Here is a 12,745-nt window from a genome sequence, read left to right on the forward strand (position 1 = left end):
ACGGGTTTCTATGGAATCCGGAGCAGCATATTGCGCCTTGACGACCCGAGCCTTGCGCACGCAGCGTAGCGCGGCTCGGGACGCGTGCGCCGACTGCGCTTAGTCGTCTTTCGCGCGATTGGCGTTCGCCTCGTCAATCAGACGGGACATTTCAACGGCGCGCTCGATCGTCTGGTCGTAATGGAAATGCAGCGTCGGCACCGTGTGAATATGCAGGCGCTTGAACAGCTGATTATGCAGATGACCCGCCGCATGCGTGAGCGCCGCGAGCGTCTGTTGAGGGTCGCCCGTCAACGTCGTGAAATAGACCTTCGCGTGTGCGTAGTCCGGCGTCAGTTCGACGCTCTGAATCGTGACGATGCCGATGCGCGGATCCTTGACCTCGCGCAGCAGTTCCGACAGATCGCGCTGGATCTGATCAGCGATCTGCACGTTGCGATTGGGTGAAGAACGTTTTTTAGGCATGGTGTTGTGTGATCCGTTTTGGCGGATGCAAAAAATGGTTCGCGGCCGCGAAACTCGAAAAATTGCGGCATTCGCGCGGCGCGACGACCGCGGACAGGCGAAACGGCGGCTCCAAAAAACAACGGGCGGAGTGGGCGTTGATGCCCGCTCCGCCCCTTGGAACCGTGCCGCGTGACTTACAGCGTACGCGCGACTTCGGTGACCTCGAAGACTTCGAACTGGTCGCCTTCGACGATGTCGTTGAAGTTCTTGATCGACATACCGCACTCGAAGCCCTGGCGGACTTCCTTCACGTCGTCTTTGAAACGCTTGAGCGAATCGAGCTCGCCCGTGAAGATGACGACGTTGTTGCGCAGCACGCGCACCGACGACGAGCGCTTGACGTAGCCGTCCGTGACCATACAGCCGGCCACCGCGCCGATCTTCGGCACCTTGAAGACCTGACGCACTTCGACCGTCCCGGTGACGACTTCGCGCTTCTCCGGAGCCAGCATGCCGGACATCGCGGCCTTCACCTCATCCACTGCATCGTAAATGATGTTGTAGTAGCGAATGTCGACACCGTTGGCTTCCGCCAGCTTGCGAGCCTGCGCGTCCGCACGGGTGTTGAAGCCGATGATGACCGCCTTCGAAGCCGTTGCCAGGTTGACGTCGGACTCGCTGATGCCGCCCACGGCGCCGTGCACGATCTGCACGCGCACTTCGTCGGTGGAAAGCTTGAGCAGCGACTGCACCAACGCTTCCTGCGAACCTTGCACGTCGGCCTTGACGATGAGCGGCATGTACGCCACTTCGCCTTCGCCCATCTGCTCCAGCATGTTCTCGAGCTTCGCGGCCTGCTGCTTGGCCAGCTTGACGTCGCGGAACTTGCCTTGACGGAACAGCGCGACTTCACGCGCCTTGCGGTCGTCCGGCATGACGATGACTTCTTCGCCTGCTTGCGGGACTTCCGACAGCCCCTGGATTTCGACCGGGATCGACGGACCGGCGGACTTGGTCGGCTTGCCGGTTTCGTCGAGCATGGCTCGCACACGACCGTAAGCGCTACCTGCCAGCACCACGTCACCGCGGTTCAACGTACCCGACTGGACGAGGATCGTTGCAACAGGACCCTTACCCTTGTCGAGCTTCGCTTCGATAACCAGACCCTTGGCCGGGGCTTCGACCGGTGCCTTCAGTTCCAGCACTTCGGCCTGGAGCAACACGTTTTCCAGCAGATCGTCGATGCCCGCGCCGGTCTTGGCCGACACCGACACGAACGGCGAATCGCCACCGTATTCTTCCGGCACGACGCCTTCTGCGACGAGTTCCTGCTTGACGCGGTCCGGATTTGCATCCGGCTTGTCGATCTTGTTGATCGCGACGACGAGCGGTACGCCGCCTGCCTTCGCGTGGGCGATCGCTTCCTTCGTTTGCGGCATAACGCCGTCGTCGGCGGCGACCACCAGAATGACGATGTCCGTTGCCTTTGCACCGCGGGCACGCATGGCCGTGAAGGCCTCGTGGCCCGGCGTGTCGAGGAACGTGATCACGCCACGCGGCGTTTCGACGTGGTAAGCGCCGATGTGCTGCGTAATGCCGCCGGCTTCGCCCGCTGCAACCTTCGCGCGGCGGATGTAGTCGAGCAGCGAGGTCTTGCCGTGGTCGACGTGACCCATGACCGTGACGACCGGCGGACGCGGCAATGCTTCCGCATCCGACACTTCGCCTTCGACCAGCATGGCTTCCGGATCGTCCAGCTTGGCCGCAACCGCGTGATGGCCCAGTTCTTCGACGATGATCATCGCCGTTTCCTGGTCCAGCATCTGGTTGATGGTGACCATCTGGCCGAGCTTCATCATCGACTTGATGACTTCAGACGCCTTCACTGCCATCTTGTGCGCCAGATCGGCCACGGTGATGGTTTCCGGCACGTGCACTTCACGCACGATCGGTTCGGTCGGCGCCTGGAACGTAGTGTTCTGGTCCTGATGCTTGCCGCGACCCTTCGGGCCGCCGCGCCAGCCGCGGTCGACGCCGCCGCTCGTATCGCCGCGCGTCTTGATTCCACGGCGCTTGGCTGCGTCGTCCTGCCAGCCGCCCTTGCCGCCCGGCTTCTTCTTGTCGCCAACGGACGGCGTGGTCGTGGCGGCCGGAGCCGCGGCAGCCGGCTTCCTGGCAGCCGGACGTGCCGGCGCTTCGCCAGCCGGACGCGCCGGCTTGTGCAGCGTGCCCTTGGCTTCAGCAGCCTTGGCCGGCTCTGCGGGCTTCGGTGCCGGTTCCGGCGCCTTGACCTGCGCCTTGCGCGGCGTGTTCATCATTTCGCGAATCGCGCGCGCTTCGGCTTCGGCCGCCGCGCGGCGCTTGGCGATTTCTTCCTGCTCGGCGCGCGCCTTTTCCGCAGCTTGACGTGCTGCATCTTCCGCCTTCTTGGCGGCTTCGCGTTGCGCCGCGCGCTCCGCAGCGGCTCGCTCGTCGTCCTGCTCGGTGTCTTTCGCGACGACCGGCTCCGCCGGTTTGGCAGGCGCCGTTTGGACCTTCGCAACTTGCGGTGCCGGCTGCGCCTTCTCGCGAGCTGCCGCCTCGGCCGCAGCCGCTGCGCGCTTCTTCGCTGCCTCTTCTTCGGCGCGACGGCGCTCGGCTTCCGCAGCCTGCTCGCGTGCCTGGCGCTCGGCCTCTTCGCGTTCGAGCTGCTCCTGACGCGCCTTCAGTTCCTGAGCCTGCTGCTCGAGCAACTCGGCTGCGTGCCGCGCTTCTTCTTCACGACGCTGAAGTTCCAGATCGTCGACTTCGGCGGCCTCGGCCACATGATTCGATGCATCTCCGCCATCAGCGGAGGTTTCGTCGCGGCGGACGAAAGTGCGCTTCTTGCGCACCTCGACCTGAATGGTGCGAGCTTTGCCCGTCGCATCGGACTGCTTGATCTCCGACGTATGCCGTTTCGTCAGCGTGATCTTGCGCTTGTCTGCATCAGTCGAGCCGTGAGACTTGCGCAAGTGGTCGAGCAGACGCGCCTTGTCCGTTTCGGACAAGGAGTCGGCTTCGCTCGCTTTTGTGACGCCTGCCGCCTGCAGCTGCTCGAGCAGCACGCCTGCAGGCATTTTCAGTTCCGCGGCAAATTGGGCTACGTTGTTACTCGCCATTCATTCCTCTTAATGCAAGGACCGATTCCTTGCGGTTAGCATCGGGTCATGCGGCCTGGCGGCCGCGTTCAATTTAGTGCGCCATGGTCATTTCTCACTGGAACCAATGTTCACGTGCTTTCATGATCAACGCCTTAGCGGCATCCTCTTCCATTCCGGTCATCTCGACCAGTTCATCTACAGCCAGCTCGGCGAGTTCGTCGCGCGTCTGGATCTGATGTTCGGCCAGCTTCGCGAGCAGGTCGGCGTCGATACCGTCCAAGCTCTTCAGGTCGAGCGCTACATTTTCGACCTTTTCTTCATTCGCGATTGCCATCGTCAACAGCGCGTCGCGCGAGCGGTTACGCAGTTCGTGGACGGTGTCTTCGTCGAACGCTTCGATTTCAAGCATTTCGTTGAGCGGCACATAGGCAATCTCTTCGAGGCTCGTGAAGCCTTCGTCGATCAGGATGTCGGCAACTTCCTCGTCGACATCGAGACGCGCCATGAACAGGTCACGCAAAACGCCACGTTCCTGATTCTGCTTTTGTGCAGATTCGTCCGGCGTCATGATGTTGATCTGCCAGCCGGTGAGTTCGCTGGCAAGACGCACGTTCTGGCCGCTGCGGCCGATCGCGACCGCCAGTTCGTTTTCGTCCACGACGACGTCCATCGAATGCTTTTCTTCGTCGACGACGATCGATTGGACGGCTGCCGGCGCGAGCGCGCCGATCACGAACTGAGCGGGATCCTCCGACCATAGCACGATGTCGACGTTTTCGCCACCGAGCTCGTTACGCACGGCCTGCACTCGCGAACCGCGAATACCGACGCAGGTGCCGATCGGATCGATGCGCTTGTCATAAGCGACCACACCGATCTTCGCGCGCACGCCTGGATCGCGCGCCGCCGCCTTGATTTCGAGAAGGCCCTGTTCGATTTCCGGCACTTCCATCTCGAACAGCTTCATCAGGAATTCGGGCGCCGTACGCGACAGTTCGATCTGCGGACCGCGAGCGGTGCGATCGACCTTGGCAATATAGGCACGCACGCGGTCGCCCACGCGCAGGTTTTCCTTCGGGATCAGCTGGTCACGGCGCAGCAGTGCTTCCACACGGCCGGTTTCGACGATGAAGTTGCCCTTGTCGAGACGCTTCACCGAGCCGGTCATGATGTGCTCGCCGCGCTCGAGGAAGTCGTTCAGGATCTGTTCACGCTCGGCGTCGCGCACCTTCTGCAGGATCACCTGCTTGGCTGCCTGCGCGCCGATACGGCCGAATTCGATCGACGGCACCGGTTCTTCGATGTATTCGTCGAGCTGGATTTCGGGCTTCTGCTCGCGTGCTTCGAACAGCAGGATTTCCTGATCGGGCTCTTGCAGACCGGCTTCGTCAGGCACCACTTTCCAGCGACGAAACGTTTCGTGCTCGCCGCTTTCACGGTCGATATGGACGCGAATATCCGCGTCTTCGTCGAAGAGTTTCTTGGAGGCCGAAGCGAGGGCCGCTTCGAGCGCGGCAAATACCACGTCTTTATCGACGTTCTTCTCGCGTGCCAGCGCATCCACCAGCATCAACACTTCGCGACTCATTGTTTGCGGCTCCTAAAGTCAACTTTCGGAACGAGGCGTGCTTTGTCCATGTCCGCGAGCGTGAAATCGAGCATCGCGGCGCCTTCCTTCCCTTCAAATTCCAGACCGATGGTCTCGCCTTGCGGAGCATGCAAAATACCCCGGTACGATTTCCGTCCGTCCAATGGCTTTTTCAATGTGATTACCACTTCGCTGCCTGCGAAGCGTTCAAAATCCGCCAGTTTTTTCAGCGGACGGTCGAGCCCCGGCGACGATACTTCGAGCCGCTCATAATCGATATTTTCGACCGTCAGTACGTGCTGGAGCTGACGCGTGACTTTCTCGCAGTCTTCGATCGCGATGCCGGCCGGCTGGTCGATATAAATACACAGCATGCCGCGCCCGGTGCGCTCGAGATCGACGAGCTCGTAGCCGAGTCCCACGACCGTGGTTTCAATCAGTTCCGTCAGTTGCACAGTGCCCTCTTAGATGTTCGCGCAGCGAGCCTGCCGCTTGTTCTGCAAACAACCAATGCGGGCCGCGCGCCTGGCCGGCGCACGTTCGTGCTACCCGAGATGACGAACCACGATGGACTGAGCGGCAAAAAAAAATGGGCTAAACGCCCATCATCTTATTACCGGTGGTCGCACCTGAGCCGCACATGAAAAGCCGCACGCCCAGCGACTTCGCGATTGTAGCCATTTTTCAGGACAAACGCAAACCGCAGAACGCCGTGCCAAGCGCATTTCCGCCTGATTTCATGGGGATCTTTGGACGATATGGCGACGCCTCGCGACTTTTGCAAGCTGGGGCGAGACAACCTGCCCCTACTTCCGCCTGCACAGCCTGCGTCCGTCACGTGTCCAAGCGTTTCCAGACAACGGAAGACGTACACCGAGTCATGACGGCGAGCGTTGCATATCGTTATAACGCATGCGCAACGCCAGCCGATGCCTCGCGATTACCGTCCGCGCGAACGGCCGCGAGGCGCGCCGCCACCTCGGTTCGCACCGCCCGGGCTGGCGTTGCCGCCACCCGCGCGATTGCCGCCGCCTGAATTCGGGCGATTGCCGCCCGGCGCACGATTGCCGCCGCCGGGATTCGGGCCATTGCCGCCGGCGCGCTTGCCGCCGCCCGCCGCCCGATTGCCGCCGCCGGAAGGCGCGCGATTGCCGTCGACGTCACGGCCGCCCCGCGCACCACCGGCACCACCGGCACCACTCGCGCCGCCGCCGGGACCGCCGAACCCACCAGCGCCACGACCAGCACCGCGATTGCCGTAACCGCCGCCGAAACCCGCCCCCGCGCCGCCGCCAAAGCCGCCGCCCGCCGCACCGCGCCGGCCTTGACCGCGCGGCTGCTGTTCGAAGCGGCTATGCGACATCAGTACCGGTTCGCGGCTGATGAAGCCCATCGACGTCTGCATCGGATCGGGCTGCTTGCGCTCCGGCGCGGAGCCGCGGCTACCGCGCTCCTCGCTCGGCGCCTTGAGTCCCACCGACGCCATCAGCGCACGCACCTGGTTGTCTTCGAGTTCTTCCCAACGGCCGCGCTTCAAGCCCTTCGGCAGCGAAATCGGGCCGTGGCGCGTACGGATCAGGCGGCTGACCATCAGGCCCGCGGCTTCGAACATACGGCGCACTTCGCGATTACGCCCTTCAGCAAGCGCGACGTGATACCAGTGATTCGTGCCTTCGCCGCCGCCATCGCGGATACGCAGGAAGTTGGCCGGACCGTCTTCGAGTTCGACGCCGTGCAGCAGCTTCTGACGCATGCCTTCGGCCAGTTCGCCGACCACGCGCACCGCATATTCACGCTCGACGCTGTAGCGGGGGTGCATGAAGCGGTTCGCCAGATCGCCCGAAGTGGTCAGCATCAGCAGACCTTCGGTATTGAAGTCGAGGCGGCCGACCGCGAGCCACTTGGCGGTCTTCATGGGCGGCAGCTTGTCGAACACCGACGGCCGGCCTTCCGGATCGGCGTGGCTCACGATCTCGCCGGTCGGCTTGTGATACAGCAGCACGCGCGGCGGCTTGTTCGCGAGCTTGCGCTTGACCGGCTTGCCGTTGATGCGCACCTGATCGGTCGGCATGATGCGCTGGCCGATGTGAGCCGGCTCGCCGTTGACCGACACACGGCCCGCGACGATCAACTCTTCCATATCGCGTCGCGAACCCATGCCGGCTTCGGCCAGCACCTTGTGGAGCTTCGGCGCGTCGTCGTCGGCAGCGAGCACGCGCTTGGGCGCGGCCGGCTTGCCACCGCGCAGCATGGGTGCGCGTACGCCGCCCGTCGTGCTGTTGTCGGCGTCGAACGCGGGCGACGTCACATACGAGAACAAGTCGTCCTGAGTCGCGTCGGCGGCTGCCGTCGGGGCTTCGCCGCCTCGCCGGTTCTGGCGATGACCGCCTGCACGCGGCTGGCGTTCGCGCTGACCTTCGCGCTGACCTTCGCGAGCAGCGGTCTCGCGGGCGCCGCCTTCGCGAGGCGCGCCTTCGCGCTGGCCTTCGCGTTTCTGACCGCCCGCGTTGCGGCGCGGCCCTTGACCTTTCGCACCCGCCTCTTTACGCGGCATGCGCACCTTGGCCACGACTTCGCCGTCCGGCGGAGCCTCGGCGACGACCGGCGCGGCCTGCCCAGGCGCACCTTCCGCGGCCTTCGTCTTGGCCCCGGCGCGGCGCCGGGCGATCAGGCTGCGCGGTCCGCGACGCAGGCCGCGGCGCGGACGGTCCTCGCCGTCTGCTTCCGTGGTCTGCGCCGGGCGCTCGCCCTCGCCTGCCGACGCTTGCGTGGTGCGCGTTTCGTCAGCGCGCGCCGACGGCACGGCGCGCTCGGATTCGGACGAATCGGTGTCGTGGGTATGTGTCAAAACAACCTCAAAATGTCAGGTCGCGCGCGCCCATTGCGGGCGCGGCAAAAAAAAGTTCGGTTACGTCAGGCGCTGCGCGACTCGGGTTCGTCGTCGGTCAGAATGCCTGCGTCCTGTGCAGCATCGCGACGATCTTCCTGATCGCCGCGCGCCGCCGTGGTCGAGTTCGGTTCGGCGGCGTGCTCCGTATCGCGGAGTACGCCCGAACCGTGCGCGGGTATTGCCGGATCGGCCTGGGAGACCGGATCTTGATTCACTTCAGACTCTGCGGCGCCGGATAGCGGTGCAACGTTTGCCGCTTCGGTAGGCGTCGGCGTAGCCGCCTCGCCAGGTTTGCCCGGTTCGCCCGCCGTTTCAGGCGCTGCCTTTAATTCGGGTGTGACGTGATCAACGCTCTCGTGGCTGTCGACGCTCGCGGTTCTCTCAGCCGCCGCTTCCAGCCCTTCAGCGGGCTCGAGCTCCACACCATCGACATGCTGCGCCTCGTGTGTCTCACCCTTTTCCGCAGCGATTTCCGTTCCTGCCGCCTGCTCAGCGTCGCTTGGTGCTTCTGCGCCGGTCGCCTCAGGCTGTTCGAGCGCGATGTGCTCGCTCGCTTCGTTCGACGCCGGTGTCTCCGCGGATTCGACGTCGGAAAACTCGATTGCGTGCTGGCCCAGCAGATCCGCATTCAGTTGCGCCGACGGGTCGGCGAGCGGTGGCAACTCGTCTAGCGCCCGCAGACCGAGGTCGTCGAGGAACTGGCGCGTTGTCGCGTACAGCGCGGGACGTCCCGGCACGTCGCGATGCCCGATCACCTCGATCCAGCCACGGTCTTCGAGCTGCTTCACGACCTGCGTGTTCACCGTGACGCCGCGAATCTCTTCGATGTCGCCGCGCGTAACCGGTTGCCTGTACGCAATGATCGCGAGCGTTTCGAGCACCGCGCGCGAGTATTTCGGCGGTTTCTCGGGATGCAAACGATCCAGATACGAACGCATCGCGGGCTTGCTTTGAAACCGCCAGCCCGACGCCAGCCCGACCAACTCCACACCGCGCCCCGACCAATCCTGTTTCAGGTCTTCGAGCAAAGTCCTAACGGTGTCTGCCGACACGCCGTCGGCAAAGAGCTTGCGCAAATCGCCGAGTTTTAACGGCTCCTGCGCGCAGATCAAGGCTGTCTCGAGGACGATCTTCGCCTCTTGGGTATTCATGCAGCTAGGTCAGACCCTGTGGTCAAAGAACCGGATCAAACAGACGATGTGGAACTGAAGACGCGCTCGCCCGATTCTGATCGGTCATATTGATGGGAGCACGCACCGGGGGGAGGCGAAACAGACTATCGAGCCAAACCCAGCCGGACGGAGCAGCGATATTCCGGACAGGAATCGCGTGACTGAGCGCCATATTACGCAAAAACAATCGGTGCGTAAAGCCGAACCCAAGGACAAAATGCCCGCCGCATTGGCGCGTAATGCGTGAGCCGGCGCCTGCCTGCGCAACGCGCATGCATTTGCCGGAGTGGGCTTGCCGTCGAGGTTCTTCCGCGCGCCATGCGCAGACTACGACGTTCGATGCAATGTCAGAAACCGCTTCAGGCGCTCGACGCCGGCGTCGAGCCGCGCCACGTCGCACGCGTAGCACCAGCGCAGGAACCCCTCGCCCTGCGGACCGAATGCGCTGCCCGGCGCGAGCCCCAAGCCCACTTCCCGCACCATGGCTTTGCAGAGTTCCAGACTGCGCGAGGCGCCCGTCATCGAGAAAAAGAGATACATGGCGCCGGCGGGCGCCTTGACGTCGATGCCGGGTACGGCCGACAACGTGCGCACGAGATGGTCGCGCGACGCCTTCAATTCGCGCACCAGTTCCTGCGTGAAGCGCTCGCCCTGCTCGACTGCAGCGATTCCCGCCTGCTGCACGAAGGCCGGCGCGCACGACGTGTTGTACTCCACCAGCTTGCCCAAATCGTCCATCAGGCTCACCGGTGCGACGATCCAGCCGAGCCGCCAGCCGGTCATCAGCCACGCCTTTGAAAACGAGTTCACGCAGATCACGCGCTCGTCGCGCGTGGCGAGATCGAGAAACGACGGTGCGGTGCGCGCACCCACTGCGCTTTCGCCGTCGTCGGAATGGTCCGGATAATAGAGACGCTCGTAGACTTCGTCCGCGACGATCCAGATACCGTGCTGTCGGCAATGTGCGAGAACCGCCTGCTGCTGCTCACGGGTCATCACCCAGCCGGTCGGGTTGTTCGGCGAGTTGACGAGCAGCATGCGGGTGTCGGGCGTAAGCGCTGCCAGCAATTGCTCCACGTCGAGCTGCCAGCCATGTTCGCCGTAGTCGAGCGAGACTGTTTCGACATGCGCGCCGAGAATTTTCGGAATTTCGACGAGATTCGGCCACAGCGGCGTGACGGCAACCACACGGTCACCCGCGCCCACTACCAGTTGCGCCGCGAGCATCAGCGCGTTCACGCCCGCGCTCGTCACGGCGATATGGTCCGGCGTCGTCTTGCCGTGAAGTTTGCTCACGTAGTCCGCGAGCGCCGAGCGCAGCGGCGCAATGCCGAGGTTGTGCGTGTAGAACGTCGCGCCCGCGGACAGCGCGGCGCTTGCGGCGTCGCGGATGAAGGCCGGCGTCACGCGGTCGGATTCTCCGAACCAGAAAGGCAGCACGTCGGCGACGCCAAAGCCGGCGTTGGCCACTTCGCGGATCTGCGAGGGACGCAGCGCGCGCACCGCATCGCGCGCGTTAGGGAGGGATGGCACGGAGAATTCCGATTCGCTCATCGAGGCTTCCAGGTGATGTCGAGATAGATAAGGGCTAAGCAAAGGGCTAAGCGTCAACGGGAATGTCAGCTAGAGCGCTCCGGGCGGGCACAACCGGCAGCGAGCGCAGACGGGAGTTTAGCCTGGCGTCCAGCGTCCAGACGCCGAGCCACGCACACGCCGCGGGCACGGAGCCACGAAGGCGACGGTCAGGAGCATCCGACATTCGTGCCGCCGCAAGCCCCGAAAGGGTGCTGTCCGTTGATCGAATCAGGTCAGATCCTCGGCCCGCGCCGGTAATTCGCGGATCAAATCCCATACTGCCTCAGCTGCCGGGGACAGCGAGCGATCGCGACGCCGCACCAGCTCGACCGTGCGCTCGGCCCGCGGCACCAGGGGCCGCGCGGCCAGTGCGGCGCCCGCGGGCAACGGCAACGCGAGCCACGGCAGCACGCTCACGCCAATGCCCGCCTCGACGAGCCCAAAAACCGTCGCGGAATGCCCGAGTTCCTGCACCACGTTGGCGTTCACACCGTACTCGTGCATGACGGCGTCGATGATCGGCCGGCTGCCGGACGCGTAATCGAGCATGACGAGCGGCTGGCCCTCGAGATCGGCCCAGCCTATTTCCTTCTGCCGCGCGAGCGGATGATCGTCGCGACACACGAGGCAGAAAGAGTCGGTCATGAGCGATTCGCTCAACAGATCGTCGGCGGAAAACGGACCGATGACCATGCCGAAATCCACCTCTCCGGATTTGACCTTGCGCACGACGTCGCTTTGCACGTCGTCGCGCAAGCCGAGCGCAATGTGCGGAAAGCGCTCGCTGCACGACGCCAGCACGCCAGGCATCAGCCGGCACGCGACGGTCGGACTTGCGGCCACGACGACGCGCCCACGGCGCTGCTCGCCGATTTCGCGAATTTCGCGCAATGCGTCGTCCAGGTCGACCAGAAGGCGCGACACGCTCGCGACCAGATTGCCGCCCACGTCGGTGAGCTGCACCTCGCGGGTTGTCCGGTCGATCAGTTTCAGGCCGATTTCCCCTTCCAGTTCACGCACACAACGGCTCACCGCGGATTGCGTCAAGCCGATTTCATCGCCCGCGCGACTAAAGCTCTGCAGGCGCGCGACCTCAATGAAAACCCTTAGCTGGCGCAGCGTGACATTCATTTACTCGGCTCATCAATGGCATTGTTTGATGCGCATTATACCCGTCCGTGGCCGCCCAGCACCGCATTTCACAACGCCGCTGCAATGCAGCAATAAGGCGCAAACGCACGCGCTGCGGGCCTGGCTGCACAAGATTGGTGATTGTCCCGATTTGCGAGATGGGTTTTTTGGATTCTCATACGGCCCTAGCTAGCGCCCGCGCTGGCCCGCTGTCACGGGGCTTTCAGGCGGTTGGACTCAACTTGGCACACATCCTGCATTTAGATGCTCACAGGGTCGGCGCCATGACTTCTGACTGCATAGCAGACCGTGGCAAACCCGACCCCCTTGGCACTCGCCTATCGAGTGCGTGGAGAGTGCGCGGCGCGGGGCAGCGCACCGGAGTTAGCTTCGCTGAGGTGAAACATGATGCTGTTCGACGATTTGAGAGACAACGAGTGGGCGCTGGTCGAGGCGTTGTTCTGTGCGGAGCCTGCACGGAGCGAGCGTCGCGGTCGACCGCGCGTCGAAGCGCGCGCCGTCGTCAACGCCGTGCTGTGGGTGCTGTCGACAGGCGAAGGCTGGTCCAAACTGCCGGGCCGCTATCCGTCGCCGCCGACCTGCCGCCGCCGTTTCGACGAGTGGCAAGCCGATGGTACGCTCGCCGAAATAGTTAAGCGACTGGGCACGAGCGGACGCGAAATCTCGCTGCGCGGACGCATTGGCGCGACCGCGGCGAAGCCGCCGGCACCGCCGAGCCGTGACCGCCTGCGCGGCGCATTCTGGACCAATCCGGAATCGTGGCGCGCGCCGGTCAAGATGGCTTAAGCGAAATCGTTTG

At 63.8% G+C, this 12,745-nt stretch carries 8 protein-coding genes and 1 pseudogene; 1 reads left to right on the plus strand and 8 read right to left on the minus strand.

Annotated elements, in window-relative coordinates; genetic code table 11:
• Positions 1-99: 99 nt before the first annotated feature.
• From rbfA to SB753_RS30670, 8 genes are all read right to left on the minus strand, one after another.
• Positions 100-465 carry a 30S ribosome-binding factor RbfA gene (gene rbfA, locus SB753_RS30635; RefSeq protein ID WP_027777275.1) on the minus strand — a complete coding sequence of 122 codons (366 nt, stop codon included), beginning with the start codon at positions 463-465 and terminating at the stop codon, positions 100-102.
• Between the two features lie 176 nt (positions 466-641).
• Positions 642-3,587 carry a translation initiation factor IF-2 gene (infB, locus tag SB753_RS30640; RefSeq protein ID WP_310064978.1) on the minus strand — a complete coding sequence of 982 codons (2,946 nt, stop codon included), beginning with the start codon at positions 3,585-3,587 and terminating at the stop codon, positions 642-644.
• A 94-nt stretch (positions 3,588-3,681) separates the two neighbouring features.
• Positions 3,682-5,157 (minus strand): transcription termination factor NusA, encoded by a 1,476-nt coding sequence (gene nusA, locus SB753_RS30645; RefSeq protein WP_410803598.1) that lies wholly within the window; start codon positions 5,155-5,157, stop codon positions 3,682-3,684.
• On the minus strand, positions 5,154-5,612 hold the full coding sequence (gene rimP / locus SB753_RS30650) for a ribosome maturation factor RimP (RefSeq protein WP_007182297.1): 459 nt from the start codon (positions 5,610-5,612) through the stop codon (positions 5,154-5,156). The genes nusA and rimP overlap by 4 nt, the downstream gene beginning before the upstream one ends.
• Before the next feature lie 485 nt (positions 5,613-6,097).
• A complete protein-coding gene (gene rluB, locus SB753_RS30655) occupies positions 6,098-8,005 on the minus strand; it encodes a 23S rRNA pseudouridine(2605) synthase RluB (protein WP_410803600.1) in 1,908 nt (635 codons plus the stop codon).
• Positions 8,006-8,070: 65 nt separating this feature from the next.
• The gene (gene scpB / locus SB753_RS30660) at positions 8,071-9,198 is read right to left on the minus strand and encodes an SMC-Scp complex subunit ScpB (RefSeq protein ID WP_410803602.1); all 1,128 of its coding nucleotides are present in this window, start codon (positions 9,196-9,198) and stop codon (positions 8,071-8,073) included.
• 348 nt (positions 9,199-9,546) lie between these two features.
• Positions 9,547-10,773: a pyridoxal phosphate-dependent aminotransferase gene (locus tag SB753_RS30665; protein ID WP_410803604.1), complete on the minus strand. Its 1,227-nt coding sequence runs from the start codon at positions 10,771-10,773 to the stop codon at positions 9,547-9,549.
• 249 nt (positions 10,774-11,022) lie between these two features.
• A complete protein-coding gene (locus tag SB753_RS30670; protein WP_410803605.1) occupies positions 11,023-11,925 on the minus strand; it encodes a LysR substrate-binding domain-containing protein in 903 nt (300 codons plus the stop codon).
• A gap of 408 nt (positions 11,926-12,333) precedes the next feature.
• On the opposite strand from SB753_RS30670, the pseudogene SB753_RS30675 reads away from it, so the two are divergent.
• A pseudogene (locus SB753_RS30675) lies at positions 12,334-12,729 on the plus strand (transposase); the annotation flags it as partial.
• Between the last annotated feature and the right edge of the window lie 16 nt (positions 12,730-12,745).

It is taken from the genome of Paraburkholderia sp. SIMBA_053, from assembly GCF_046534895.1.
GTDB classification, from domain to species: Bacteria; Pseudomonadota; Gammaproteobacteria; order Burkholderiales; family Burkholderiaceae; genus Paraburkholderia; species Paraburkholderia caledonica.

Excerpts from the sequence above, each read along its gene's own strand:
- rbfA (WP_027777275.1), bottom strand. The coding sequence starts at position 465 with ATGCCTAAAAAACGTTCTTCACCCAATCGCAACGTGCAGATCGCTGAT.
- infB (WP_310064978.1), bottom strand. The coding sequence starts at position 3,587 with ATGGCGAGTAACAACGTAGCCCAATTTGCCGCGGAACTGAAAATGCCT.
- nusA (WP_410803598.1), bottom strand. The coding sequence starts at position 5,157 with ATGAGTCGCGAAGTGTTGATGCTGGTGGATGCGCTGGCACGCGAGAAG.
- scpB (WP_410803602.1), bottom strand. The coding sequence starts at position 9,198 with ATGAATACCCAAGAGGCGAAGATCGTCCTCGAGACAGCCTTGATCTGC.
- SB753_RS30665 (WP_410803604.1), bottom strand. The coding sequence starts at position 10,773 with ATGAGCGAATCGGAATTCTCCGTGCCATCCCTCCCTAACGCGCGCGAT.
- SB753_RS30670 (WP_410803605.1), bottom strand. The coding sequence starts at position 11,925 with ATGAATGTCACGCTGCGCCAGCTAAGGGTTTTCATTGAGGTCGCGCGC.